This is a genomic window from Candidatus Caldatribacterium saccharofermentans (assembly GCF_050267035.1).
Classification (GTDB): domain Bacteria; phylum Atribacterota; class Atribacteria; order Atribacterales; family Caldatribacteriaceae; genus Caldatribacterium; species Caldatribacterium saccharofermentans.
The window spans coordinates 2,190,228-2,213,644 of sequence record NZ_CP187957.1 but is presented as its reverse complement, the minus strand read 5'-3'; the positions used below and the strand labels follow the sequence as shown (position 1 = coordinate 2,213,644).

31 protein-coding genes and 1 tRNA gene are annotated in these 23,417 nt (G+C 53.5%); 29 read left to right on the top strand and 3 right to left on the bottom strand.

The features are described from left to right. Positions 1-56: 56 nt before the first annotated feature. The 3 genes from ACPT9Q_RS11355 to ACPT9Q_RS11345 are packed head-to-tail and all read right to left on the bottom strand — an operon-like array spanning position 57 to position 3,247. Positions 57-2,666: a phage/plasmid primase, P4 family gene (locus ACPT9Q_RS11355; RefSeq protein WP_427365893.1), complete on the bottom strand. Its 2,610-nt coding sequence runs from the start codon at positions 2,664-2,666 to the stop codon at positions 57-59. Beyond that, the gene (locus ACPT9Q_RS11350) at positions 2,644-2,997 is read right to left on the bottom strand and encodes a hypothetical protein (protein WP_427365892.1); all 354 of its coding nucleotides are present in this window, start codon (positions 2,995-2,997) and stop codon (positions 2,644-2,646) included. The genes ACPT9Q_RS11355 and ACPT9Q_RS11350 overlap by 23 nt, the downstream gene beginning before the upstream one ends. A 46-nt stretch (positions 2,998-3,043) precedes the next feature. After that, positions 3,044-3,247 (bottom strand): helix-turn-helix domain-containing protein, encoded by a 204-nt coding sequence (locus ACPT9Q_RS11345; RefSeq protein WP_427365677.1) that lies wholly within the window; start codon positions 3,245-3,247, stop codon positions 3,044-3,046. An 84-nt stretch (positions 3,248-3,331) separates the two neighbouring features. Here ACPT9Q_RS11345 and ACPT9Q_RS11340 point away from each other — a divergent pair, with 84 nt between their 5' ends. From ACPT9Q_RS11340 to ACPT9Q_RS11200, 29 genes are all read left to right on the top strand, one after another. Next, a complete protein-coding gene (locus ACPT9Q_RS11340) occupies positions 3,332-4,318 on the top strand; it encodes a CGNR zinc finger domain-containing protein (RefSeq protein ID WP_427365891.1) in 987 nt (328 codons plus the stop codon). Between the two features lie 16 nt (positions 4,319-4,334). After that, positions 4,335-4,775 (top strand): hypothetical protein, encoded by a 441-nt coding sequence (locus ACPT9Q_RS11335; RefSeq protein ID WP_427365890.1) that lies wholly within the window; start codon positions 4,335-4,337, stop codon positions 4,773-4,775. 84 nt (positions 4,776-4,859) lie between these two features. Then, positions 4,860-4,935: transfer RNA gene (locus ACPT9Q_RS11330), tRNA-Ala, on the top strand. 392 nt (positions 4,936-5,327) lie between these two features. Next, positions 5,328-6,197: a KaiC domain-containing protein gene (locus tag ACPT9Q_RS11325; protein ID WP_017873119.1), complete on the top strand. Its 870-nt coding sequence runs from the start codon at positions 5,328-5,330 to the stop codon at positions 6,195-6,197. Then, positions 6,194-6,583, top strand: coding sequence for a sigma factor-like helix-turn-helix DNA-binding protein (locus ACPT9Q_RS11320; RefSeq protein WP_017873118.1), 390 nt, complete (start codon positions 6,194-6,196; stop codon positions 6,581-6,583). Before ACPT9Q_RS11325 ends, ACPT9Q_RS11320 begins: the two co-directional genes overlap by 4 nt. Positions 6,584-6,598: 15 nt before the next feature. After that, complete coding sequence (locus ACPT9Q_RS11315; RefSeq protein WP_017873117.1) at positions 6,599-7,054, top strand: GspH/FimT family pseudopilin; 456 nt, start codon at positions 6,599-6,601, stop codon at positions 7,052-7,054. Continuing rightward, the gene (locus ACPT9Q_RS11310; RefSeq protein ID WP_427365889.1) at positions 7,035-7,391 is read left to right on the top strand and encodes a hypothetical protein; all 357 of its coding nucleotides are present in this window, start codon (positions 7,035-7,037) and stop codon (positions 7,389-7,391) included. Before ACPT9Q_RS11315 ends, ACPT9Q_RS11310 begins: the two co-directional genes overlap by 20 nt. Further along, positions 7,333-7,791 carry a hypothetical protein gene (locus ACPT9Q_RS11305; RefSeq protein ID WP_038304691.1) on the top strand — a complete coding sequence of 153 codons (459 nt, stop codon included), beginning with the start codon at positions 7,333-7,335 and terminating at the stop codon, positions 7,789-7,791. Before ACPT9Q_RS11310 ends, ACPT9Q_RS11305 begins: the two co-directional genes overlap by 59 nt. A 34-nt stretch (positions 7,792-7,825) precedes the next feature. Further along, on the top strand, positions 7,826-8,164 hold the full coding sequence (locus ACPT9Q_RS11300) for a hypothetical protein (RefSeq protein WP_017873114.1): 339 nt from the start codon (positions 7,826-7,828) through the stop codon (positions 8,162-8,164). A gap of 3 nt (positions 8,165-8,167) precedes the next feature. Further along, a complete protein-coding gene (pilM, locus tag ACPT9Q_RS11295) occupies positions 8,168-9,121 on the top strand; it encodes a pilus assembly protein PilM (RefSeq protein WP_017873113.1) in 954 nt (317 codons plus the stop codon). After that, a complete protein-coding gene (locus ACPT9Q_RS11290; protein WP_017873112.1) occupies positions 9,112-9,666 on the top strand; it encodes a PilN domain-containing protein in 555 nt (184 codons plus the stop codon). The genes pilM and ACPT9Q_RS11290 overlap by 10 nt, the downstream gene beginning before the upstream one ends. After that, the gene (locus ACPT9Q_RS11285; protein ID WP_017873111.1) at positions 9,663-10,193 is read left to right on the top strand and encodes a type 4a pilus biogenesis protein PilO; all 531 of its coding nucleotides are present in this window, start codon (positions 9,663-9,665) and stop codon (positions 10,191-10,193) included. Before ACPT9Q_RS11290 ends, ACPT9Q_RS11285 begins: the two co-directional genes overlap by 4 nt. Beyond that, positions 10,190-10,714, top strand: a complete 525-nt coding sequence (locus tag ACPT9Q_RS11280; RefSeq protein WP_017873110.1) for a hypothetical protein — start codon at positions 10,190-10,192, stop codon at positions 10,712-10,714. The genes ACPT9Q_RS11285 and ACPT9Q_RS11280 overlap by 4 nt, the downstream gene beginning before the upstream one ends. Before the next feature lie 26 nt (positions 10,715-10,740). Further along, positions 10,741-12,396 carry a secretin and TonB N-terminal domain-containing protein gene (locus tag ACPT9Q_RS11275; RefSeq protein WP_427365888.1) on the top strand — a complete coding sequence of 552 codons (1,656 nt, stop codon included), beginning with the start codon at positions 10,741-10,743 and terminating at the stop codon, positions 12,394-12,396. Between the two features lie 24 nt (positions 12,397-12,420). Next, on the top strand, positions 12,421-13,254 hold the full coding sequence (locus tag ACPT9Q_RS11270) for a hypothetical protein (protein ID WP_017873107.1): 834 nt from the start codon (positions 12,421-12,423) through the stop codon (positions 13,252-13,254). 33 nt (positions 13,255-13,287) lie between these two features. After that, on the top strand, positions 13,288-13,809 hold the full coding sequence (locus ACPT9Q_RS11265) for a shikimate kinase (RefSeq protein ID WP_017873106.1): 522 nt from the start codon (positions 13,288-13,290) through the stop codon (positions 13,807-13,809). After that, the gene (aroB, locus tag ACPT9Q_RS11260; protein ID WP_427365887.1) at positions 13,781-14,881 is read left to right on the top strand and encodes a 3-dehydroquinate synthase; all 1,101 of its coding nucleotides are present in this window, start codon (positions 13,781-13,783) and stop codon (positions 14,879-14,881) included. The genes ACPT9Q_RS11265 and aroB overlap by 29 nt, the downstream gene beginning before the upstream one ends. Continuing rightward, the gene (gene aroQ / locus ACPT9Q_RS11255) at positions 14,878-15,333 is read left to right on the top strand and encodes a type II 3-dehydroquinate dehydratase (RefSeq protein WP_427365886.1); all 456 of its coding nucleotides are present in this window, start codon (positions 14,878-14,880) and stop codon (positions 15,331-15,333) included. The genes aroB and aroQ overlap by 4 nt, the downstream gene beginning before the upstream one ends. Beyond that, positions 15,311-16,390, top strand: coding sequence for a M24 family metallopeptidase (locus ACPT9Q_RS11250; RefSeq protein ID WP_427365885.1), 1,080 nt, complete (start codon positions 15,311-15,313; stop codon positions 16,388-16,390). The genes aroQ and ACPT9Q_RS11250 overlap by 23 nt, the downstream gene beginning before the upstream one ends. Then, positions 16,383-16,949 carry an elongation factor P gene (gene efp, locus ACPT9Q_RS11245; protein ID WP_017873103.1) on the top strand — a complete coding sequence of 189 codons (567 nt, stop codon included), beginning with the start codon at positions 16,383-16,385 and terminating at the stop codon, positions 16,947-16,949. Before ACPT9Q_RS11250 ends, efp begins: the two co-directional genes overlap by 8 nt. An 11-nt stretch (positions 16,950-16,960) precedes the next feature. Continuing rightward, a complete protein-coding gene (locus ACPT9Q_RS11240; protein ID WP_017873102.1) occupies positions 16,961-17,314 on the top strand; it encodes an Asp23/Gls24 family envelope stress response protein in 354 nt (117 codons plus the stop codon). Continuing rightward, positions 17,311-17,748 carry a transcription antitermination factor NusB gene (nusB, locus tag ACPT9Q_RS11235; RefSeq protein WP_017873101.1) on the top strand — a complete coding sequence of 146 codons (438 nt, stop codon included), beginning with the start codon at positions 17,311-17,313 and terminating at the stop codon, positions 17,746-17,748. The genes ACPT9Q_RS11240 and nusB overlap by 4 nt, the downstream gene beginning before the upstream one ends. Further along, entirely contained in the window at positions 17,738-18,625 is an 888-nt protein-coding gene (locus ACPT9Q_RS11230; protein WP_017873100.1) for a polyprenyl synthetase family protein, read from the top strand. Before nusB ends, ACPT9Q_RS11230 begins: the two co-directional genes overlap by 11 nt. A gap of 2 nt (positions 18,626-18,627) precedes the next feature. Continuing rightward, on the top strand, positions 18,628-19,437 hold the full coding sequence (locus ACPT9Q_RS11225; RefSeq protein ID WP_017873099.1) for a TlyA family rRNA (cytidine-2'-O)-methyltransferase: 810 nt from the start codon (positions 18,628-18,630) through the stop codon (positions 19,435-19,437). After that, complete coding sequence (locus tag ACPT9Q_RS11220; protein WP_017873098.1) at positions 19,412-19,963, top strand: hypothetical protein; 552 nt, start codon at positions 19,412-19,414, stop codon at positions 19,961-19,963. The genes ACPT9Q_RS11225 and ACPT9Q_RS11220 overlap by 26 nt, the downstream gene beginning before the upstream one ends. Next, a complete protein-coding gene (locus ACPT9Q_RS11215; RefSeq protein ID WP_017873097.1) occupies positions 19,945-20,814 on the top strand; it encodes an NAD(+)/NADH kinase in 870 nt (289 codons plus the stop codon). The genes ACPT9Q_RS11220 and ACPT9Q_RS11215 overlap by 19 nt, the downstream gene beginning before the upstream one ends. Then, positions 20,808-22,502, top strand: coding sequence for a DNA repair protein RecN (locus ACPT9Q_RS11210; protein WP_427365884.1), 1,695 nt, complete (start codon positions 20,808-20,810; stop codon positions 22,500-22,502). Before ACPT9Q_RS11215 ends, ACPT9Q_RS11210 begins: the two co-directional genes overlap by 7 nt. Beyond that, complete coding sequence (locus ACPT9Q_RS11205) at positions 22,480-23,223, top strand: hypothetical protein (RefSeq protein ID WP_017872942.1); 744 nt, start codon at positions 22,480-22,482, stop codon at positions 23,221-23,223. The genes ACPT9Q_RS11210 and ACPT9Q_RS11205 overlap by 23 nt, the downstream gene beginning before the upstream one ends. Next, the gene (locus ACPT9Q_RS11200) at positions 23,202-23,414 is read left to right on the top strand and encodes a 4Fe-4S binding protein (protein WP_017872941.1); all 213 of its coding nucleotides are present in this window, start codon (positions 23,202-23,204) and stop codon (positions 23,412-23,414) included. The genes ACPT9Q_RS11205 and ACPT9Q_RS11200 overlap by 22 nt, the downstream gene beginning before the upstream one ends. Positions 23,415-23,417 lie beyond the last annotated feature (3 nt).

Here is a 23,417-nt window from a genome sequence, read left to right as displayed (position 1 = left end):
GACGTCAAGACCTGAGGGTGCCTTGCATGCAAGGGTGTGCAAGCAAGGGTGCAAGGCTACCCCGGGGTTTTTGCAGGACGCTTTGCGCTGCTTCCTGTACAGAGCCAGGGACTCCAGTAGGTGATGCCATCGGTATAAGCCCCGTAGAGTACCCCTTTTTCTGTTTTTGCGATGAAAATTCCGTTGTCCAAATCGAGTTCGACAATTTCGGCTTCAACCCCATTGAGGGTCACGGTAGCACCGACGTAAAGTGGGGGTTTGGATTCAGGGGGTTGTTTGGGTTCAGGTGGTGTGTCCTCAAGGGTAATCTCAACGATTTCTTCCTGGCTTTCGTCGTCAGGGATGGTGGTTTCTGCAAAGTCATGGGTGGGTGGGGTTTCTTCAAAGGGTGTGGTCGAGTTAATCGAGTTAATCATGTTAACATGGTTCCTATATAACTCCTTATATATAGGAGCCTTTGAATGTAATATAGGAAAGTGGTTAACTTGGTTAACTTGGTTAACTCCCTCTTTGAGTGCTATGCCCTTCCTCCCCCGCTGATTTCCAGTCAAAACGACAGCCTCAAACCCCTTCTCTTCCAGCTTCTCGGTGAACTTCCGCTTTGAGATTGGTATTTCATCGTTTTCTTTACACCACGCTTCATAAGATGCGTAGAGCTCTTTCAGGGGTGTCACCGCTTTGGGGTCACAGATGCAGCATTCCTCAAGCCACCTCTGCAGAACGTCCATTTCGCTCTGGTAGGATTTGGTTGCTTCGATTACCACCTGTGGGGGCCTGAGTCCTTCCTGTTGCCACTTCAAACATCCCTCGACCAACCACCTTAAAATACCTTCTCTTTCATTCCAGAGCTTTTCAGGAAGGGTTTTGTCCTGGTGCTCTTCGTCAAAGAAGGCTACAAAGGGAACAAGCACGATTCTCGACCACATAGCCACAGTGGTGTCGCCAATCACGGGCTTGTAGTTCGTGGAGAGCCAGATTTTATGAGTCGGCTCAAACTCAAAATAATCCTTTCGCATGTACCTCGCCTTGAGCTTGTCGCGTCCGGTCATTGCCTTCACAACAGCGGTGGCGAGATGTTTCCCTTCTTCTGTCTCCTGCACCAGCGTGAAGCGAGCGCCGCAAAGGTCGGCAATAGCAGTGGGGTGGGCATCACCCTTCTCCGAGCGCTTCAAGAGAGCATCAGGCGCAACTTGTTTAGCGTAATCACCGAGGACACGTTGAACAGTTCCAAGCAGGGTGGATTTCCCGTTGCGTCCCCTGCCCCAGCACACAAAAAATTTGTCCTCACGGACGTCACCGGTGATGGAATACCCTAAAGCTCGCTGGACGAATTCCACAAGCTCGGGATTCCCAGGGAAGATTTCCCGCAGGAACTTTTCCCACCGGGGTGCTTTTGCGGTAGGGTTGTAGGTAACTGGAGCCATTTTGGTGAGGTAAAAACCGGGGTCATGGGGCTTGAGTTCCCCCGTGCGCAGGTCCACAACCCCGTTCTCGCAGTTCAGAAGAAATGGGTCACGGTCAAAGTCTTCCGCAGAAGCCAGGACCATTGGAGCAGCAAGGTCAATCATGGCCTGGATGCGCTGGCGGTTTTCAGAAGCCAACGCCCATTTCACAAGACGTTCCCGTTCTTCCTTGCTTGATGCTTCAGCGGCTTCAGTGTAGATTCTCCGCACCGTTTCCTCTGCAAGCTTTGTAATTCGCTGTTTCCCCGTGTCCTTGACCCACCTCTTGCCGTCCCATACAAGCCAGCCCCATTCCGGGACATAGCAGATGATGGAACCGAAGTGTTGCACCAGTCTCTCAGCATTGCCTAAGTCGGTACAGGGCCGGTTTGGGCGCTCGGTGTCGAGGCGCTCTTTGCGAAGCTCAAGCCAATCAGCGACCCTTTCCAGGACCTCTTCGGGAAAGTACTGCGCAAGCGTTGGGCGCCCCGTTGCGGGAAGGTCGTTTTCTACCTTCGTTGCAGTGTTCCTGACCTGCGCCAACCGCATGCGGGTTTCTTCGTCCCCGGCAAGGGTGCACAGCGCTTCGAGGAATTCCCGGACTTCTTCGTCAGTCCAGCCACAGCGGAGAAGCCAACCAGAAAGCGCCATGGTGGAAAACTGGCGAGAGCCGCGGGAAGGGTAATGGCGAGCCAGAAGCACGCAAGAAGCGAGTTTTGCCACAGCGCGCTTCAGGGTCGCAAAATCCACAGGTGCTGGGTCTCCGTCCTCGTCCCAACGCACTTGTTCGCCGCTGGGGTGGATGCTTGGCGGGAAGACAGTCTGAGCACCCGTTGAACGGATTTCGACAAGGGTTTCGCCCCGCCATTCGAAGCGGATGGTCCGAGCACCAGGGCAGTAATACAACCAATGGGCTTTTGGTTTAGACGCTCGACCAAAAACTGCCTGTGTTGGTGGTAGGAAGCGCTCGGCGACTTGCAGAGCCTCGAGGGCGTCAAGGTCGAGGTCGACAAGCCATCCTGAGGGTTCACCCAAGAGGATGCCGAGGTTTCCTCCCCCGTTGAAATACTGGGGCAAATCTTCAGCATTCAAGCGCAGATTCTGCCATCCAGGAATCCGGGGGGCCTTTTCTTTTGGGGGGACGGGAATGGGTCGCCACCCCCGCTTGAGGTATTCCTTTGCGATTTCTAAGGTGGAAACTTCAGAAAAGCGCAAGTTGGACAAGCTTGGAAGAACCTCCTTCCTGTGGGAGCTCAGAGCCGTCAAGGCTACGGGTGTCCCAGTATTGAAGCGGAAGGAATAACTGGTCTCCCCACCCCCTGTTGTGGCGCCTTGCGTAGCGCAAAAAGCGTTCCAAGGGACAGGAGAAAACTCTGTCACCAAAGATTACTTCCATGACGTCAACGCCGGCTTCCTTCATGGCCTCGATGACTTCGACGTTGTAGCTCCACGCTGGGGGTTTCTGCAGGAGATGGTTGGGTTTGGCGTAACGGGTAGCAATCAAAAACCCCCCTTGACGACGCAAGCGATGGTGTGGGACAATTGTGGTGGTCATTTCATTTCCTCCTTCCTTTGGCCACCGGTGTGCCAGCACCAGGTGGCTATTCTTCACCTTTGACTTCTTCCTGCACCTCGTCGGGTTCCAACCCCAGAGCTTCGGCAATCCGCCTCAGTACCTCCTGAGATGGCCTTACCCGACCATTGAGAATATTGGTTAAATAGGATTCCGAAACATCGATTCGCCTGGCCAACTCTTTGACTTTGACACCCAAGGCCAGTGTTTTAAACCTCGCCTTTGTGAACATTTCCTTTTGTACCTCCTGAACTTGACACTATTTCTGTTCCCATGTTACAATAGGGGTAGAATTTTGGTGGAAGGATTGGAGGAAATGACTGAACAAAGCGGGATTCCACTTGCTCCATTTTTAGCCTCCATGGAGTTCCACGCTCTGCGGGGGAGGGTGTGCTTCCGGGATGTCGACACACCAAACGGCAAAGAGCGCACCATCACCGTGGAGGGAACACCGGTAGTCTTTACTGCCCACAATCCTTCCTCTCGCTCTGACACCTGGGAAATCGACGGTGACCCACGCTTTTGGGAGAAGGTCAGGCAACTGAGTTTCGCTTTCGAGCGTGGAGAATGGGGCAAAATCCAGGAATTTTATGCCCGTTATGGTCTGGTGAAACCTCTGGTGCTGAGCGCTACTGGAGGGGTTGATTTCTCAGCCACCACCCGACAGGGGTTAATCTGGTTCCGCTACCTCACCAACATCGCAGAGTGGGCAAAGAACGGGAAGCTTGCTCCTTTGCGGGAGTTTTTTGCTGAAGAAGGGCACGAGTTTTTCCGGGTCCTGTCCTGTGGTCTCTCCCGGGTCAAACCCCTGGAGTCTTCTCTACCTCAGGAAGAGATGAGCAACCGCCTTTGGAAGGCAATCCAACCCACCCTTGCGCTTTCCAATGCCATCATAGCGGCAATCCAGGAGAGCGCAAACCCAAACCTGCTTGGTAGGGATTTGAGGCAGAGGTTACCCAAAGCCTCTACCCTGAGAGACCATGAGCTTACAGGCTACGCCTGGAACTTCCTCGCTGAGGTAGTCGGGGTAAAGCTTGGGACCATAGAGCTTGTCCCGGTACACCAGCAACAAACCAAAGGCCTTCCCCCGGTGGTCTGGTACTTCCGGGCTTATTGCGCCTTAGATGCCGCCTTCTTACAATGGTACTTCCAGGAGCTTGCCCCCTTGATGGCCAGAACCTGCGAAGCTCCGGGGTGCAATGCTCCGGTTCTTGACCCACGGGCGAAGTACTGCTCCATGCGATGTTACTGGCGGGCAAAGAAACGACGGTACCTTGAGCGAAAGCGAGGAATTCTTGGGTGAGAAAGGAGGATTAAAGATGTGGCGGTTTTTTCTTGCTGTTGTGCTTTTTTCTGTCTTCCTTTTCGCTACACAAGCTCTTGCGGTAGACAACGACGAGCTTTTGAAGCGCATCGAAGAACTCGAACAAAGGGTCACAGCGCTTGAAGAGAGGCTTGCGGCGTTAGAGAAGTCGCCACAGCAGAGCGTCACAGGCGATGTGGTAGCCGTCTTTGAGGGTGAAGGGGTAGTGAACACAACGCCTTTTGCGGTAGATGGTCCCTGGGTGGTTGAGTGGACCGTTCAAGGGGGGGACATGTTCAGCGCATTCATCAACACACAAGAGGGTAATATTGCCGGGGTAATTCAGGGGTCAGCAAGCGGGTCTTCGTTTTACCCAAACGGTGGAACGTACTTCTTTGCGGTTAACGTCCTTCGCGGCAAGTGGAGGGTTATTGTTAAAAAATACGGCGCTGAGTGAAATTTGCCGTGTCAGGCGTACAATTTACCGAAAGGGGGGAAGCCGCAGATTGCCAAAAGCCAGGAAACTCAAGGTGCAGGATGTGGGGATGTAGCTCAGCTGGGAGAGCGCCTGCTTTGCAAGCAGGAGGTCACGGGTTCAAGTCCCGTCATCTCCACCAGATTTTTCAAGGCTTTTGACCATCTGGTCATCCTGAAAACCCTGCTTTGGTAGTAGTTTGATAGTTATGGGAAAATCTCTTTAGAACCCTCTCGGCCTTCTTTGAAGTTTCTACCTTGAGAGAAGGGAGCACCCGGACGGAGATGCCCATTTCCCACTGGCACAAACAGACACAGAAAATCCCTCTTGAGCATAACCAGTGTGGTAATGGGAAAGCAGAATGCAAGCGGTAATCTGGCTACAGGAAGCAAGAGGAATTTTCTTGAGCGTGTGGGTATACTGTTAGAAACTGGGAAACACCAGAGATCCGGGCCAAATCAGTCGAAGCTCTTGTCGCTCCTGTATTCCTTGGGGTATAATCGGAGCTGTATTTTAGGGAAATACGAACGACCAATGCAGCCAAGGAAAGAAGCGCCTCTTGAAGGATTGTATTCGTTTTCTGAGCTTGAACGAGAGACCCCTTCTCTTGAGGGTGTTCCCACAGGAGTACCGGGGCTTGATAATCTCTTCTTTCGCTTAATTTGGAAGGATGAGAAACCCCAGAGAGTTCCTCTCCCGGGATTCCCTCGCTTTGCCGTGGTACACCTCACTGGAGTCCCCGATACAGGAAAGTCGCTCATAGCCGAGCAATTCGCTCTTGCTCAGGCCCAGAGGGGAGAAAAGGTGCTCTTTGTCACTGTGGAACTCCCGGGTCCCTTTCTCGTGCAAAGCGTCCGGGAACGGGCAAAATCGCTGGGTGTCTCCTGGGAACAGGTCACGGAGAATATCCTTCTGGCCGATGCCGCCAAGCACGCTGAGCTTCGAGACGATGTGCTTGCTCTTTCTTCTCTTGTGGAGAGTGTAGTGCGTCGCCACAAAGTGCAGCACGTTGTCATCGATTCCATCACCGGTCTCTACGAGGGCAAGGAAATGATGGCCAGGAGTATTGTGAGAAAGCTCTACCATACGATGAAATCCCTTTACCAGACGGCGATTTTCATCTCCCAGAAGCGTTCCAGCCACGAAGAGACTTCTGCGGAAGCTGCAGGAGGCTATGCTGTCCCCCATATTGTGGACTGTACCATCGTCCTGTCCAAATTCGTTGTGACGACAAAGCAGGCAAGTAACGTCTACGGGAAGGCCATAGGAGACATTGTGCGAACGTTGCGGATTGACGGATGCAGAGTGTGTGGACATGATACGAGGACATACCTTGCGGGAATCGATGAAAAGGGTATATTTTCTCTGAAGGGACCACTCTTTCAGGAAGGAGGAGGGACATGAAAGAGGTGTCTCTTGAGGGTTTTGGTAAATTCCGGAGCATTGTGGAAGAGGAGCTTGCTTACCGGGTTTTCGAACAAAGCCTTCGTCTCCTTGGAGGACCGAGGAAGATTGTTCTGTACCAGCGTCTGACCTGGGTCTCTTCGCTCCTTGAGGCAGCTTTGGTTCTTGTGCTTCACAGGGTTTTCGATCGAACAGCAGAAGAGATTGCCGAAGAACTCGGCATCAGTGTGCAGACTGTACGGAACATCCTGCGAGCAGACCCGGAAAAGGCGTTCCAGTACCTTGAGGAGAAAATAAAAGAGGAAGATGTTGAGACGAAGGGTGTCCACATTGCCGGTGGCCTGGCAAAGAGGGCTTTTGAAGAGATTGAGGCACGAGGGTGGTAGGCTTTCCGGCTGTTTATGCCCTGGAAAAGCACTTACTGTTTTGGGTTTTCGGTCCTTGAGGTCATCATCGGCCTTTCTCTCTGTGCCCTGCTTCTGGCTCTGGGGGTTCCTTCCCTCTCTCGCCTTCAGGGAGAATCCGTTCTCTTGGGAGCGGCTCAGCAGATAGCAAGTGTCATACGTCTTGCACGAATTGAGGCTCTTGAGGCAGCAGTTCAAACCAGGATTATCTTCGATGTCGTAGGGAATCGTTTCCTCTTCCGGGGGAAAGACGGGAAAACCAGAATATACCCTGTGCCAGGGGGTATCGCGCTGTACGCGACCAACTTCCCCTCCAATGAGCTCCGTTTCCTGCCTTCGGGAACCCCGCTGTGTGGGGGAACGGTTATCCTGAGAACGCCCAAAAAGCGGAAATACATCATTATCGCTCCGGTCACAGGAAGGGTGCGACTCAGTGACACGTCGCCGCAATGACTCCGGTGCGACCTTTGTGGGCATTGCCGTTTCTTTGAGTCTTCTTGCGCTCCTTGTGGGTGTTGTTCTCCTTGAGGTCCGTATCCTCCTCGTAGTCAGGGCATCGGCAGAACTCAAAACCCAGGCTCTGATGCTTGCGGTGAACACCATGGAGTCCATAAAGAGTACAGGGTGTCCTCCCTCACCCCCGGGGGGAACTGATGGACTCATCGTCCGGTGGGATGTCAGGGAATTCTCACCCAGAACGGTGCTCTGTGAGGTAGTAGTCACCAGGGAGGATGGAGGGGAGATTTTTGCTCTTCGGACGCTCAGGAAGCGGGGGATTTCTGCTCCTTGAGGCACTTCTCAGCATCACCATAGGAATCGTCGTCATCTGTGGTGCTCTTGGGATTTTCGCCCAGTGTGTCCGTCTCTTCTCTTCGATTCTCGAACGGATTGAAGAGAAGGAGCAAGCGCTCTCAGCACTCTATGCGGTTTTTCACCTTGCACGATATGGGGATAACGCCGTGGTTTCAGGGGGTGGGAGAAGGTTCACTGTCCGCCTGAGGAATTCTACTCTTTCTGTGTATGCGCTTCGCAATTCCCTTCTTCTGGCGCACAAGGGGACTGCAAACCCTATCGCCGAGGGATGCACTGGTGTGGCGTTTTCTCTTCTCCAGCATTCCTTGACCGTCAGGATTTCCTTCGGGGATGAGGTCTATACTCTTCAGGTCCTTCCAGGGTACTTCAAGAGGTAAGGAGAATGGGAGTATCGAGCTTGCTGTGTGCGTCATGCTCACCGCAGCTGCCATGATGGTCGTTCTCCTTTCGCAGGAAATCGCCCTCCATATTCGCACCATCAACGCATACCTCCGGGAATACCAGGAGGAGTACACAAGAGAAGGAGTTCTCATCGAGGCTGTGACGTTGCTTGAAGAAAAAGGGGAAGGATTTGTAGTTGCAAACCTTCCTTCATCTTTTGCTCCTTCCTATGCATTCACCATCACAAGTGATACAATTACTCTCACAAAGAATGGGGAGGTCGTGTTACAGGCAGGCATTCGATGGGAGGGAAAAGAGCTCTCTGTGGTATACGCAGAGAATAACTTCATTCGTCCCTTCTCCCGGTAGACCATGCTCGGCATTGACACGGGATCGTACGCCCTGAAGTTTTGCCTGAGTGAAGCGCAAGGTAAGGATTTTGCTCTCCTGAGGGTAGGGGAGTTTGTGCTGTTTCCGGAAAAAGCTCCCCTGACGAGTGAGGATATTCGGCTCTTCTTTCAGCGCAACCGCCTCCCCAGGGAAGCTACCCTCTCCTTCTCTCATCCTCGGATGGTCTTCCAGCGGGTGAGCCTTCCTGAGATGCCTCAGGAAGAACTTGAGAACACCCTCCAGTGGGAGGCCCGTTCCCTCATACCTGATGAGGAGAACTTCCAGGTCGGCTGGAGCATCGTCGGAAAAAATGGCGGGAAAATGGAGGTCCTTTTTGCTGCTGTTCCCCTCCAGGAGGTGGAAAGATACGTTGATGTTTTCTCCAAGGCAGGAGTGCGGGTAGAAGCCGTGGAACCCCATGTTACAAGCCTTGTGAAAGGATTTTTGGGTCTCCATCCGGAGTTTTTCGAACAGGCTTTCACCCTGGTGGACATCGGTTTCGAGAAAACTACTCTCATCTGCTTTGCCAATCGCCATGTTCTCCTCTCTCGAAGCTTTGGCTGGGGTATGAAGAGAGTGTGGGACGCCCTTTCAGAGGAGTTCCACCTCTCACCCGTTGAGGCCTTTGAAATTCTCCGGCGAGGAGAGAGTGCTGCAGGAGTTCCGTATCAGCTGGAAGAGGCTATACCCCTGGCTTCTCCAGATCTTGTTTCCGAACTCAGGCGTTCTTTCGCCTTTTTCCAGGCAGAATTTGGTGTTCAGGTTCTGGAGCAGGTCTTTCTTTCAGGGGGAGGAGCCCTGTGCTATCCCCTCCGGAGACATGTTACCCAGGAGCTCTCTCTCGACTTCCAGACGTTGCGGCCACTCCTCTTGGGGAAGGACTCCATTGCCTCTGAGCGGTTTCTTGCTGCTTTAGGAGCGTCACTATGGAAGTGAAGGTGCCATACCGGGTTACTCTGAACCTCCTGCCACGGAAGTACATTGCCCGGCGAACGCCGAACTGGGCTCGCCTCTTTTTCGTGGTTGTGCTTCTTGGTTTTTCAGCTCTCTACCTTTTTTCCTATGGGATATTCAGCCTCAGAGTACAATCCCTGAAACAGGAGGTCATCACCCTCGAGCTTCGGGCTTCCCGCCTGCGAGAGGAGGTAGAGAGGCTGAAGAAAGTTCAAGGTGAGGTGACGAAGATTGAACAGAGGGTGCGCCTTTTGGAGTCGCTGATTGTTCGAGAGAAAGACTGGCTTCGCTTTTTCACTATCCTTGGAAAACACATGCCCCAGGATCTTGCGCTCTCTGAGCTTCGTTGCTCTTCAGAAAGGGTGGAGTGTCGGGGACAGGCAGCTACCGTAGCCAGTATTGCTGACTTCATTGGGAGCCTGTCGCGATACAGGGATTTCTTTTCCTCGGTAGATTTTACGTCCCTCGCCCTTGGGCGGGATAACCTCTACGAATTCGGGCTGACGATGGAGCTGAAAAGCCCATGAGAGACAGAGAACACTGGGCAGTGTACCTTGCGGTCTGGACTGGTTGTCTCTTTTTGGTTCTCTATTTTGTGCTTTCCCCTCTTCTGCAGCGAGTAACGGCCTTAGAAGGAGAGAAGAAGCGCCTTATCCAGGAGATCACCGTCCTTCAGAGAAAGGTTGTGGAACTCCGACGCCTTGAAGAGCGTCTTCAAGAACTCGAGAGTCTTGCCCGGACACTTTCACGACGCCTTCCCGAAGAGAAGGAAATCCCGGATCTTCTCATCACCATTGAGGATGCCGCTTTTCTCTCGCACCTTGAGCTCCTTTCCCTGAAGCCAGAACCCCCAAAGCCTCAGGAAGGGTACACCGAACTCCCCTTTTCCGGTTCAGTCCGTACCTCCTTCCAGGGTTTCCTCTTTTTTCTGAATTACCTCCGCCAGTCCCCCCGGCTTATCCAAGTCCAGGGGTTCTCCTTTGGGAAAGACGAGGAGGCTTTCAAGGCGGATATCCTCTTCTCCACATATCTTCTTGGAGGAGGAAAGCCGTGAAGGAACGGGAAACGGTACTCGTTGCCCTCCTCGCCATAGCCCTGGCAATCCTTGGTGTTTTGAGTCTTCGTGTCATCGAAAAACTGAACACCCCTGCTTCCCTTGCCCAAGAGGGTAGCGGGAACCAGCCCGTCTTCCCCCTGCCAAAGTCCAGAGAGGCTCCAAAGGAACAGGAGGTCTTTCTCGCACCTTTGAGCGAGGAGGAAATTCTCAGCTTGCGAAACGTCTTTTCCTTCGCCTATCCTCCGGTTCCCGAGGGACCGGAAGAGGTTGTTCCTGTTTTCGAGGAAAGCTCCGAAAGGCTCCAAATCGTTCCAGAAGAGACACCGCCATCGATTGCCCTGAAGGGTGTGGTGCTCTCGCCTACGAAGCAGGTGGTTGTGGTGGAAGTGAATGGGGAAATTTTCTTCCTCACCCCTGAAAAGCCCTTGTCAGGAGAGCTCCGGTTGGTTAAAGTAGATAAAAAGCAAGTCGTGCTCACGTATCAGGGGAGGGAGCTTGCATTTCCACTCGAAAAGTAGCGTTCTGGGTACTCCTTCTGTGGAGTGTGGGGCTTACCTCGGCATTTGCCCTTGAGCTCAGGGATTTCTTCTTTCGGGCCAGCAACGTCGAAATCAAACTCACCTTCAAGTTCGATGCTCCGTGCAACTGGGAAGATGTCTCTCCCGACCCCTATCACATCGTTCTTGACATTCAGGGGGCGAGACGGGGACTTCCTTACGCGGAACGCCCAATGAACATTGGACCGGTAAAAAGTATCATTTTTCGAGAAACTGGGGATGGTCTTCGCATCTGGATTGAACTCAAAAGCCCGGTATCTTATGAGGTCTACGACGAAGCCAATCGACGCCTGGTTAGCGTGCTTATTACGGGGCCCTTTGCTCCGGGGGTGGGAGAAGAGCGATTTTCTTTCGACTTTCGTGATGCGGACATCAAGGATGTGCTCCTTGCCCTGGCTAAGGCCAGGGGTGTAAACATTGTGGTGGATGAGTCCGTTCAAGGAACCGTCACCCTGTCTTTCGAGAATCTGACCTTCGACCAGGCCCTGGGTTACATCCTCACCATGAAAGGCCTTGGTCAGGTGCGCCTTGGGGAGAACATCATCATCGCAGAAAAGCGGAAACTTGAGGAGAACTTTGGACTTCTTGAGGTGCGGAAGTTCCCCCTAAAGAGCATGAACCCGGAGAAAGCCAAGGAAATCGTAAGTCTGGTCATTCCCCCCGAACACATCGCTGTCGATACCACAAGCCGGGCTCTGGTTGTGCGGGGGAGGGAAGAGGAGTTCCGCAGGGTTCAGGATATTCTTGAAAAGATTGACGTGGCGCTGGAAACGAGGACGTTCTATCTCTCCAATAACATTTACGAGGATGAAAAACAGCTCGAGAAAATCCGGGAACTCCTGAAAATTGTTATCCCTGAAGAAGAACGAGTCAACTATGCTTTCACCCAGAAAGCCTTTGTTGTCCGGGGAACAAAGGAAGAGCTGGAGGCCGTGCAGCAGCTCCTTGCAAACCTTGACCGGAAACTGCCGCAGATTATGATTGACGCAAAACTTGTAGAGATTAACCGGGAGAAAATCAAAGACCTTGGAGTTACATGGGCTATTGGCGGCAAGGAAGGGGAAATCACGTTTGGAGAACTCAGTCTTGGAGGAACTATGGAACGCCAGGACCTGGTGGAAATGACCATCAAGGCTCTGGAGAAGAAAAACCTTGCAAGGTTAGTCGGGAACCCCAGGATTCTCACGCTCAGTGGCAAAACAGCCACAATCCACGTGGGTGACTCCATACCTTATCGGAACCTCGAAACAGATGAAGAGGGTCGTCTCATCCCTGGAGAGCTCCGGTTCCTTGAGGTGGGTATTACGCTCGAAGTCACCCCGGTCCTCACTCAGGAAGGGACGGTGGTGGTTCACGCAAAACCTGAGGTCAGTACCTACACTGAGCGGGAGTATGTCTTGGCTGGCTTAACCTTCAGAGATCCCCAAAAGAGCGTGAAGAATGCCGATACCACTGCACGTCTGCACCCTGGGGAAACCCTGGTCATCGGCGGGCTCATCCGGAGCGAGGATATTGAAAGAATTACTCGAATTCCCATTTTAAGCGAACTTCCCCTTGTCGGGAATCTCTTCATACTCCGGAGCAGAACCCACAAGGAAACAGAGCTCATTGTGTTCCTTACTCCCCATGTCATTGAGTACTGAAAGGCGTGTCTCAGGAGGAAGGGAATGAGGAGAAAAAATCTGGTGCTCTGCGCCTTTTTGAGCGTATGTTTCTTCCTCTCGAGTTGCGGTTGGTTTTCAGATAATCCCATGTTTCCCAAAGCCAAGGTGCGCATCACCGGAGAGGTCCTTGTGTCCTCCCTCTCTGCTGCCTCGGCTGAATCAAAAAACTGGGGATTGACCAGGTTTACCTTTACTCCTCTCAATAAAGTCGGGGTGAAAATCACTCAGTGCCGTCTTGAGTACAGGAAAACCGACGGAACCGTGCTTACCGCGCTGACACGAACCATAGAGACGAGCATTGATGTTATCCCTTCCCAAACGCCCATGGCTTCTGTTGCCGGTATCGAGGATGCTTCAGTAACCTGGGAAGTTGACCTCTTGCCACCGGATGTGGAGGCGTACATACGATCCAATCGCATTCCTGTGGTGATAGTGAATGTGACTTTCTCCGGTACGGACTACGCAACGCACGCGGTAAGTTACCGAGGTGGCGATTTTGGGTTCAGCATGCTTGAAGGTTTGCCCAGCGTGGATTTGGAGTTCTTCTGCATGGTGGGCAGCGGTTGCCCATCCTGCGACACCGAATCCTCAGTCCAAGTTGGCTGTGCCTTAAAGGTAGACGATGCCACGGTAGTCAAAAAAGTAGAGTTCTCCATCAACGGCCAGTCTGCAGGGGTGGATACAACCCCACCTTTTGTCTCCGAAAGTGTGGGGGTAAGCCTCAGCGATACTGTCACTGCCGTTGCTGCAGTTTACGATGTCAATGGAGGGGTATCAATAGTGACAAAGACTCAGAAGGTCAGCGAGATCTGCCAGATTCCCTCCCCATCATCTTAAGCCTCAGGGGGCTTGTAACTGGAGATACAGACTGTGCGTTGCAACATTGCTCTCCTTGGCTTCATGGGCTGTGGCAAAACCAGTGTCGGCCGGAGAGTAGCCCAAAGAATTGGCTGGGAGTTCCATGACACCGACGCTATCATCGAAAAAAGAGTGGGCCTCCCTATTCCCGAGATCTTTTCCCGTTATGGGGAAGAGTACTTCCGAGCACTCGAAACAGAGGTTCTTGCGGAGCTGGCCACAAGGCGTCACCTGGTTCTTGCCACCGGCGGAGGCCTTCCTGTGAGGGAAAAAAATAGAGAAATCCTCAGGGAACATTTCTTCACTGTGTTCCTTCGAGTTTCCTTCCCCATCCTCTTCGAGCGCCTGAGAAAGAGTACAGGTCGTCCGCTTCTCAAGAAATACCCGAGCTTCTCTGAACTCCAGGCCCTTTATGAGTCAAGGGTTCCCTACTACTCGAGAGCCCATGTTATAATTGATGCGGACTTTCTCACCGAAGAAGAAGTTGCCGAGGAGATTGTGCGCCGTGCGCGAGATTGTGGTGTCCTTGTCTGAGGGAAGGTCGTACCGGGTATTCATCGGTCCATCCCTCTTCCTTCGAGATGACTGGTTGCAAGAGATTCCTTTCCCCTCCCGGCGTGGGGTGATTCTCACTAATGACCTATTGAAGGTACTCCACGCTGAGCGGGTGCAGAGGTTTTTCGTGCAGCGAGGGTACGCCGTTGACGTTGTTGCCGTCCCTGACGGGGAAGAGCACAAAAACCTGGCCACAGTTGAAAAAGTGTACCACAGGCTCCTCGCCCTTGACCTTGACCGGAAGTCCTTTATCCTTGCGCTGGGAGGAGGGGTAATCACCGACCTTGCCGGTTTTGTGGCCTCGACCTTTCTTCGGGGCATTGCTTACTACCAGATTCCCACAAGTCTCCTTGCTCAGGTTGACAGTTCTGTTGGAGGAAAAACCGGGGTGAACCTCGAAGAAGGGAAGAACCTCGTTGGCACCTTCTACCAGCCCTCTGGGGTCTTTATCGACCTTTCTTTCCTTGAGACGCTCCCGGAACGAGAATACCGGGAGGGTCTTGCGGAGGTGGCTAAGACTGCCTTCCTCGAGGGGAAGGATTTTACCACCTTCCTCCTCGAGCATGCTGAAGACATCCTTGGGCGAAAAGGGACCGTTCTTGAGGAGGTCGTCGCAAGGTCCATCGCCTTCAAGAAGGCGGTAGTTGAAAAAGACGAAAGGGAAGGGGGTCTCAGGAGTATCCTGAACTACGGGCATACCATTGGGCATGCTCTGGAAAAGGCAATGGGCTACGGTGTGCTTCGCCACGGAGAAGCAGTGAGCGTGGGGATGAGAGGAGAAGCGTTCCTTGCATGCGCTCTGGGGATAGGTACCGAAGAGGTCTACGCCATCCAGAAGACGGTCCTGGAGAAACTCGGACTGCCTCTTCGGGTTCCCCAGAAAATCAACCTGAACGCTTTCTTCTCTGCTCTGTGGAGGGATAAAAAGAGAGAGGGTCAGAAGGTACGGTGCACACTCCTTGCGGACCTGGGGAAACCGGTCACAGGGGTCGAGGTTGAGAAAGCGGCAATCCTTAAGGTACTTCCTGAAATTTGCGAGGTGGAAGGATGAAACTGCTCTGCCTTCTTGGGCCAAATCTCAATCTCCTTGGAGAACGGGAAAAGGATGTTTACGGTCAAGTTTCCTTTGAAGAGCTGGTGCAGCTTCTCCAGAAGGAGGCAACACAGCGGGGTATAGAGCTTGAAATCTTCCAGTCCAACCACGAGGGAGCGCTTATCGACAAAATTCATGAAGCCCCGGGAAAGTGGGATGGTATTATCCTGAATCCGGGAGCGTATACGCACTATAGCATTGCTCTTCGAGACGCCATCAAGGCGGTGAATGTTCCCACCATTGAGGTTCACATGTCGAACATCTATGCCCGGGAAGAGTTCCGTCGCCATTCGGTCATTGCTCCGGTCTGCTGGGGGCAGATCACTGGTTTTGCCCATCTTGGGTACATTCTGGCTATGGAAGCCTTTCTCCTGAGGGAGAGAAGCCGTGAACTTCCAGAGTCGTCTTGAAAGGTTAGAGAAAGCTCTTGAAGGTCCGCTTCTCGTTCTTGCCCCGGGGAATGTTTTCTATCTTTCGGGGTTTCGGGGGTCCCTAGGCTTCCTCCTCCTATTCCCTGGGGAAAAAACCTTCTTTTTCTGCGATGGTCGGTATGCTACCCAGAGCAGGGAAGAGCTGGCCATTGAGGCAGAAATTGTGGAATTTGAGCAGGATGCTGTGGCCTCTATCTGTGACGTCTTCTTCTCTTCCTGTGCAAGCCGTCTTTTTGTCGAAGACGTGGCCAGTGTGGGGTTCATTCGCCGCTTTGAGGAGAAGAAATGCCCGGTCGTCCCCTGTCCTTCTCCGGTGAATGCCTTACGGGCAGTGAAGGACGAGGCAGAGATTCAAGTCATTCAGAAAGCTGTCACCATTGCTGAGGAGGCCTTCAAAGATGTTCTTCCCCTCATCCAGGAGGGAATCAGCGAACACGAGATTGCTGTAGAACTCGAATACCGGATGCGCAGGCGAGGTGGCGAGGCTGTAGCTTTTCCGACCATCGTGGCCTCAGGGGAAAGGGCTGCCCTTCCTCACGCCCGCCCAACGTCCAGGAAGGTAAAAAGGGGAGAATGGGTTCTCGTTGACTGGGGCGTGAGAGTTGACGGGTACTGTGCAGACCTCACCCGGGTTGTTCCGGTGGGTGAAGTTCGGGAGACATCCTTTCAGAAGGCGTTCTCTGCTCTCCTTGAGGCCCAAACTGCCGCGCTGGAACTTATCCGGGAGGGAGTAGAGGCGAAAGCTGTGGATCAGAAGGTGAGGGAAGTTCTCCAAAAGAGCGGCTTCGAACGGTACTTCACCCATAGTCTTGGTCATGGTGTGGGAATCGATGTTCATGAGGAACCTAAGCTCAGCGCTCAGAGTACCGCTATTCTCCGCCGTGGTATGGTGGTAACCGTTGAACCCGGGGTGTATTCCCCCGAATGGGGAGGTGTGCGCCTGGAACACATGGTGCTTGTGGAGGAAGAAGGTTGCAGGGTTTTAGACACACTTCCAGAAACCTTCGATGGGAAAGGAGGCGAAAACCGTGCCTGAGTACATCTCAAGCAACGACCTACGGGTGGGAACCTGTATTGAGGTGGACGGAACACTGTACGTCGTCACCGCCTTCCAGCACACAAAAGTTGGCAAGTGGGGAGCCATTATCAAGGCAAAGCTGAAAGACCTTAACACTGGCCTTGTGGTGGAGAAGAGCTTTCGGGCTGGGGAGAAGGTTGCCCGGGCAGTCCTTGAGGGGAAACGGGCTCAGTTCATGTATCGTTCCGGATCGGATTTCCACTTCCTGAACCTCGAAACCTATGAGGAGGTTGTGCTTCCCGAGGAAATTGTGGGAGATAACCAGGACTTCCTAGTAGAGAATCTCGAAGTCGAGCTTCTCGTCTACGAGGGGAGATACATTGCGGTGAATGTTCCGCCCTTTGTCGACCTTGAAGTTGTGGATACCCCTCCAGGGGTTCGGGGTGATACGGCCTCTGGAGGGTCAAAACCGGCCACCCTCGAGACGGGCCTGACCATTCAGGTGCCTCTTTTCGTGAACCGGGGTGACCGGGTTCGCATTGATACCCGGACGCGGGAGTATCTGGAGCGGGTATAGGGAGTGGAATATTGAAGGGTTGCGAAGTTCTCCTTGAAGAAGGAAAAGTTACGTACTCTTTCCGGGTGTTGCAGAAGCTCATAGAGTGCCTTCTCCAGAGCATCCCGGGGGTGGAATCTCTGGAGAAAAACCGAGAGGAGAGTATTCGTCTTGACGCCCGGGGAGACCTCCTCTCGGTGAATCTCTTTCTCATTCTGACCCTTGAGCGGAGAGTTCCTGAGACTGCATGGGAAATTCAGAAAAGGGTCAAGGAGAAAATCGAGAAAGAGACTGCCCTAAGGGTTGACCACATCAATATCTATGTTCAGGGGTTTGCTACCGGTCATCTCTCGTCCTTTTCCCTCCAGGGAGTCTTAAAGACATGAGGAGGAAAGCCCGGGAACTTGCCTTGCAGGTCCTTTTCCAGAGGGACTTACGCCGGAAAGGAGTTGACGATATCCTTCCCTATACTCCTTTGCCTGCTTCCTGGGACGAGGATACGAGGGACTTTTTCCTCACCCTGGTCAGAGGGGTGGAGGAAAAAGAGAGGGAAATCGACCGCCTGATTACGGAAATTGCCGAAGGGTGGCCACTGTACCGCATGGCAACCATTGACCGCAACATTCTCCGCCTTGCCACCTACGAAATTGTTTTCCTCCCGGGGATACCGGCGAGTGTCTCTATCAACGAGGCGGTAGAGCTGGGGAAGAAGTACGGTACCGAGGAATCCGGGCGGTTCATTAACGGTGTCCTGGGGCGTCTTGTGCGGTATCTTGGGAAAAGCAAGGAACTCGAGGAGGTCAAGGGGAATGGAAGTTGAGGAACTCCTGGTACGGAATGCCGAGCTTGTTGAGGAATTCACGAAGAGACATCTCTCCCGAGAGGGTGTACCGCCGCTTCTCTGGGAGTCGGTCGTATACGGCGCCACAGGGGGGAAAAAACTTCGAGCCTCTCTCCTTTTTGCCACGGCAAAAGCCTACCACGTCGGCGAGGAAAAGGTGCTTCCTCTTGCTGCCGGGATCGAGATGATTCACTCGTTCTCCCTAGTGCACGATGATCTCCCTTGCATGGACAACGATGACTTTCGCCGGGGAAAGCCGAGTCTCCACAGGGCTTTCGGAGAGGCAATGGGGGTACTTGCAGGGGATGCACTCCTTGTTGAGGGATTGCGAATGTTCACGGAGAACCGGGAGTTCCGGCGTACTTTCGGTACCCGAAAAATCCTGGCAGTACTCCAGGTGTTGCTTCGTGCCCTGGGGAACCAGGGGATGGTTGGTGGGCAGGTTTTGGATCTCCTTTACCAGGGGAAGGAGGTCAGCGAGGGGGAAATCCTTGACATGTACCGTCGCAAAACCGCCCTTTTCATCCAGGCTGCGGTGCTCTGTGGGGGCATACTTGGCGGCGCTTCCCGGAGGGAAAAAACTCTCCTTTCTCGTTTTGGTCTGCTTCTTGGAGAGTGCTTTCAGATGAAGGATGACCTTCTCGATGTGACTCAGGAGAGCGCTCGCTTGGGCAAAACGGCGGGGAAGGACCTTGTCCAGGAGAAGGCAACGCTTGTTCGCATGAAGGGTGTCCTGGAAACGGAGAGGATGATGGAAGAGCAATTCCAAAAAGCCTGCCAACTGCTTGAGGCTCTTCCCAGGGATTTCTCCGAACTCCTTACTCTGTCTCGTTTTGTTATCACTCGTGACCATTGAGGATGAAAAAGGTTCGTTTGGATATTCTCCTCGTTGAGCGTGGTCTCTGCGAAAGCAGGGAACAGGCACAGCGTCTCATCCTTGGGGGAAAGGTTCGGATCAAGGGGTTTCCTCATCCTCTCAAACCCTCAACCCTCGTTCTCCCGGATGTCCCGGTGGTGCTACTTGAACCCCCAAAGTACGTGAGCCGGGGTGGGGAAAAGCTTGAATGGGCTCTGAAGGCCTTCCAGATTACCCCCTCGGGACTCGTTTTCGCCGATATCGGAGCCTCCACCGGCGGCTTCACCGACTGTCTTCTCCAGCATGGGGCCCTGAAGGTCTACGCCATCGATGTGGGAAGTGGGCAGCTCCACGAACGGCTTCGTGCCTCGCCCCGGGTGGTAGTTATGGAAAAAACCAATGCCCGGTACCTTACACCTCTTCACCTTGGAACATACGTTGACGGAGTTACGGTAGACGTCTCTTTCATTTCCCTGCGGCTCCTCTGGGACGCTATCGCTAAAATCCTGAAGGATGAGGGTATGGTCATTGCACTCGTTAAACCTCAGTTCGAGGCGGGTCGGGAAAAGGTGAAAAAGGGTGTTGTCAGAGATCCTGAAGTTCATCGGGAAGTGCTCAGCGAAGTTCTTGAGGCTGCACAGGCGAAGGGGTTGGGTTTGCAGGATCTCACTTTTTCTCCGCTTCTCGGGCCCCGGGGAAACATTGAATTCTTCGCGTACTGCCGCAAGGGGAAATCACCCTTAACGGAGTTTGAGAAAAGGGATATAATACTGAGAGTGGTGCGGGATGCCCATGAACTTTTTCGGGTTTAAAGAAACAACCTGGACGTTTCTCCTTGTCCTTATCGTGCTTCTTCTGGGGATAGTGGTCTGGTTGACGCTCTGGGTGAAAGGACTCCTTGAGCGGAGAGCCTTTCGGCGTCTCATGCGGCGTGCGAAAAACCTGGAACGCCAGGCACTGCAGTTCCTTGAACGACAAGGCTTCCGATGCCTCCAGGAACAGGCCGAGAGGGAATCTTTTTTCCTGCTTAATGGAAGACGGATCCCATTTCGGGTTCGGGTCGACTACCTCCTGAAGCGGAAGGGGAGACGGTACATCGCAGAGGTCAAAACGGGAAAGCAGGTGGAAAGTCCTGAAAATCCCTCGATACGAAGGCAACTCCTTGAGTACGCCCTCCTTTTTGCTCCCTGTGCGGTGCTCTTCGTTGACGGAGAGCACGAAAAAGTGTACGAGGTTTCCTTTCCCTGGCTTGGGTCCCTGCCAAGAACGACAAGATGGATGTGGATAGTGTGCTTTTCGGTTGGCTTCCTTGTGGGGCGATGGAGCAGAGGCTGGTGAAAAACGTCCACGTCTTCGTGCGAAGGAAAAACGGTCTGGTTTCCGAGAAGACTCGGGAACTCATTCTCCTTCTCGAGAAGAAAGGGGTGCAGGCGACGCTCGTTGTGGAAGGAGAAGGGGGAGTTGGGGATTCTGCCCCCGATCTGGCTTTCGTGGTTGGCGGAGATGGAACATTCCTTGCCGCCTGCCACCTATATGCTCCGTTTCGTGTCCCACTCCTTGGTATCGACATGGGGGGACTGGGGTTCCTTGCCGAGGTCAGCGTGGAGGAGATGGGGCGGGCCATAGACCAGATTGTCTCCGGGGCGTTTACCCTCGAGGAACGGATGATGGCCCACTGTCGGGTTGTCCACGAGGACGGCAAGGAAGAGGAAGATTTTGCCCTAAACGATGTTGTTATCTACCGTGGCCCTTTCGCGCAGATGATTCGCCTTTCAACGTACATCGATGGGGAGTTTCTGGCCTCCTTCCCTGCTGATGGTCTCATTGTGGCCACTCCCACAGGGTCAAGCGCGTACTCGCTCTCTGCCGGCGGACCGGTGGTGTTCCCGGGGCTTGAGCTCTTCATTGTCACACCAATCTGTGCCCATACTCTCTACGCGAGATCCATCGTGCTCCCCTCTTCATCCTGTATCCAAGTTGTCTTGGAATCCTTGAAAGAGGGAACCATGGTGACGCTTGACGGGCAGAGGGGATATGCTCTGAGGAAGGGAGAGCGCATCATGGTGTACCGGTCGCCTTTCTCCGCTGTTCTTGCCCGGCTTCTGCCCGAACGTCCCTTCTATGCCCTTCTGCGGAACAAACTCTCTTGGGGAATGGATATCCGGAAGCGGGTGGAGCGGGAGTGCTAAAGACACTGGTCATCCGTGACTTTATCCTGGTAGAGTATCAGGAGATTACCTTTGCTCCAGGGATGAACGTCATTACAGGAGAAACGGGTACGGGAAAGTCTCTTCTTGTGAATGCCCTTTCGTTGCTCCTTGGAGCTCGGGGGAAAGAGGAGTGGATTCGCCCGGGAAGTTCAAGGGCAGTTGTCGAGGGGTGTTTCACTCTTCAAGGGGTTCCCGAACTCCGGCAACATCTTGCCGTCTGTGGTATTCCCCTCGAAGGGGGAGATTTTGTCGTTCTCTCTCGGGAGCTCGCCTCGGGAGGAAAAAGCAAGGCCCGAATCAACGGAAGAGTTGTACCTCTCAACGTTCTCCGGGACGTGGCCGTCCTGCTCCTTGACATCTGCGGGCAGAGGGAACACTCGCTATTTTTCACCTCCTCAAGTATCCTCCGCCTCCTTGATACCTTTCTCCCGGAGAGGGGAAAAGCCATCAAGCAGCAGTACGTGACTCGTTTTGAGGAGAAGCAGGCCCTTGAAGAACGGCTTTCTTCTCTTGAGCAGGGACAGGAAAAGGAACTCGCAGACCTCGAGGAAATCCTTGAGGAAGTGCAGCAGTCGGAGCTCACCCCCGAGCTTATCCTTGAGTGCGAGGAGGAGTTCGGAAGGATTTCCCAGGCTCAGCAATACCTTGAGGCTGTACGGGAATTCCGCGAAAGCGTCCTGGGGGACGAGGGGATGCTTCGGAGGATTTCCCGTCTCCGGGCGCTCTTTCGGGAACTGTCTGGGGCTTCGGCAACTCTCCAGGAGGCAGAAATTCAGGAAATCCTTGAGCGCGTGGAGCTTGAACTTGAGGAGGCCTTGCGCCTTGTACAAGGTCTTGAGGGGTTTTTCTCCTTCTCTCCGGAACGAATAGAGAGTGTGGAAAGGGCTGTGGCGGAAATCGAGCGACTGAAAAGGAAATACCGATTCCTTACCACTTCAGAGTTCGTGACGTTTCTGAAAGGCCTCAAAGAGCGGAAGAGCATTCTTGAGAGAGAAATTGCCCAAAAGGACGTTCTTCGGGAACGTATCGCGGAGCTATCACGGGAACTGCTCTTTCTTGGAGGGGAGCTCTCTGCCGAACGCTGGAGGGCCTTTGAAGTCCTCAGGGAGAGGGTGAAAGAGGAACTGGCCACTCTTGCCCTCCAGGGGGCAAATCTCGATCTTGCCCTGGGGAAAAGACGGGAGCCTGGTCCTGAGGGAATTGACGAAGCCCGTCTCCTTATCTCCCTGAATCCCGGAATGCCTCTCCTCCCTGTTGAGGAAACTGCCTCCGGGGGAGAAATCTCCCGGATCGTTCTTGCCTTGAAGAGCGTGGCCTCTGCCCTTTCTGGTACACCGGTTCTTGTCTTTGATGAGATCGACCAGGGGGTAGGAGGTGTGACCGCTTTTGGAGTAGGAGATAAACTCAAGAAGCTCGCCCGGCAACACCAGGTCATCTGCATTACCCACTTGCCTCAGATTGCCAGCTTTGCTGACCACCACCTGAAGGTGGAGAAATTCTCCACCGGAGAGAAGGCCTGGGTTGAGGTAGTTCCTCTTTCCTCCTGGGAAGAACGTCTTCAGGAAATTGCCCGCATGATGGGAGACGAAAAGAAGCAGGCTGTAACCTTAGAGTACGCGGAAGCCCTCATAAGGAGAGCACGAAGTGGAGGTTTTGAAATCCAGTAGTTTCCTCGAAGAAGTCATGACCAGTGGGGAAATCTTTGTTTTCTCTGGACCGGGAGGAACCGGCAAAAGCGAAGTGGCCGCCAATTTTGCCACTCTGCTTGTCATTCGGGGGTTCTCCTGCGCACTAGTGGACCTTGACTTCTCGAAGGGAGATTTTACCCTCCGGAGCGGGCGTTTCGCCCTTGAGAAACCCCTTATCCTGCAGAGAGGAAGAGAGCGATACACTGAAGCACCAACCTTTGGACAGGATGTGCTTGAACTTTTCAACCGTGCGGGAGGAGAGTTTCGCCTGGTGGTGGACCTCGGGAGGGATGAGAGGGGATTACGGGTGTTCAGGAGCCTGAAGCCTTTCTGGGAAAGGCGGAAAATCCACGTTGCACTTGTGGTGAATTTCGCTCGACCCTTTTTTGGGGAAGTGGAGAGCTACATGGACTTTGTCCACACTCTGAGGAAACACCATGGAGTCCCCTTTGCCTCCCTTGTGGCCAACACCCACCTCATGCACGAGACGGACCCTTTACTTCTTGAAAAGGGATGGAAGAAGACCCGGACCCTGGAAAAAGCCCTGAATCTCCCGATACTCTTTGCCAGCCTTTGGGAACGGAATAAAAGTTACTATCCCCTTGTTGACTGGGGAGAAAGTGCGGTTTTTGCCATTTCGCGATTTATGGTGCTTCCGTGGGGAGAGGAGGACGAGAGATGCCCAGAGCACGGGTCGTGATCAACCGGGAATTCTGTAAGGGTTGCGCACTCTGCACCTATGCCTGCCCACGGGGGATTCTTGTGATCTCCCGGGACTTCAATTCCCGAGGATACTATCCCGTCATGGTGACGGATGACGAGCAGTGTGCTGGTTGTGGTTTCTGTGCTCAGGTCTGTCCTGATGTGGCCATCGCAGTGTACCGGGAGTGATGC

Coding starts and splice junctions, on each gene's coding strand:
- ACPT9Q_RS11350 (WP_427365892.1), bottom strand. CDS start 2,997: ATGACCACCACAATTGTCCCACACCATCGCTTGCGTCGTCAAGGGGGG.
- ACPT9Q_RS11345 (WP_427365677.1), bottom strand. CDS start 3,247: ATGTTCACAAAGGCGAGGTTTAAAACACTGGCCTTGGGTGTCAAAGTC.
- ACPT9Q_RS11340 (WP_427365891.1), top strand. CDS start 3,332: ATGACTGAACAAAGCGGGATTCCACTTGCTCCATTTTTAGCCTCCATG.
- ACPT9Q_RS11335 (WP_427365890.1), top strand. CDS start 4,335: ATGTGGCGGTTTTTTCTTGCTGTTGTGCTTTTTTCTGTCTTCCTTTTC.
- ACPT9Q_RS11325 (WP_017873119.1), top strand. CDS start 5,328: ATGCAGCCAAGGAAAGAAGCGCCTCTTGAAGGATTGTATTCGTTTTCT.
- ACPT9Q_RS11320 (WP_017873118.1), top strand. CDS start 6,194: ATGAAAGAGGTGTCTCTTGAGGGTTTTGGTAAATTCCGGAGCATTGTG.
- ACPT9Q_RS11315 (WP_017873117.1), top strand. CDS start 6,599: ATGCCCTGGAAAAGCACTTACTGTTTTGGGTTTTCGGTCCTTGAGGTC.
- ACPT9Q_RS11305 (WP_038304691.1), top strand. CDS start 7,333: ATGGAGGGGAGATTTTTGCTCTTCGGACGCTCAGGAAGCGGGGGATTT.
- ACPT9Q_RS11300 (WP_017873114.1), top strand. CDS start 7,826: ATGCTCACCGCAGCTGCCATGATGGTCGTTCTCCTTTCGCAGGAAATC.
- pilM (WP_017873113.1), top strand. CDS start 8,168: ATGCTCGGCATTGACACGGGATCGTACGCCCTGAAGTTTTGCCTGAGT.
- ACPT9Q_RS11290 (WP_017873112.1), top strand. CDS start 9,112: ATGGAAGTGAAGGTGCCATACCGGGTTACTCTGAACCTCCTGCCACGG.
- ACPT9Q_RS11285 (WP_017873111.1), top strand. CDS start 9,663: ATGAGAGACAGAGAACACTGGGCAGTGTACCTTGCGGTCTGGACTGGT.
- ACPT9Q_RS11270 (WP_017873107.1), top strand. CDS start 12,421: ATGAGGAGAAAAAATCTGGTGCTCTGCGCCTTTTTGAGCGTATGTTTC.
- aroQ (WP_427365886.1), top strand. CDS start 14,878: ATGAAACTGCTCTGCCTTCTTGGGCCAAATCTCAATCTCCTTGGAGAA.
- nusB (WP_017873101.1), top strand. CDS start 17,311: ATGAGGAGGAAAGCCCGGGAACTTGCCTTGCAGGTCCTTTTCCAGAGG.
- ACPT9Q_RS11230 (WP_017873100.1), top strand. CDS start 17,738: ATGGAAGTTGAGGAACTCCTGGTACGGAATGCCGAGCTTGTTGAGGAA.
- ACPT9Q_RS11225 (WP_017873099.1), top strand. CDS start 18,628: ATGAAAAAGGTTCGTTTGGATATTCTCCTCGTTGAGCGTGGTCTCTGC.
- ACPT9Q_RS11220 (WP_017873098.1), top strand. CDS start 19,412: ATGCCCATGAACTTTTTCGGGTTTAAAGAAACAACCTGGACGTTTCTC.
- ACPT9Q_RS11215 (WP_017873097.1), top strand. CDS start 19,945: ATGGAGCAGAGGCTGGTGAAAAACGTCCACGTCTTCGTGCGAAGGAAA.
- ACPT9Q_RS11200 (WP_017872941.1), top strand. CDS start 23,202: ATGCCCAGAGCACGGGTCGTGATCAACCGGGAATTCTGTAAGGGTTGC.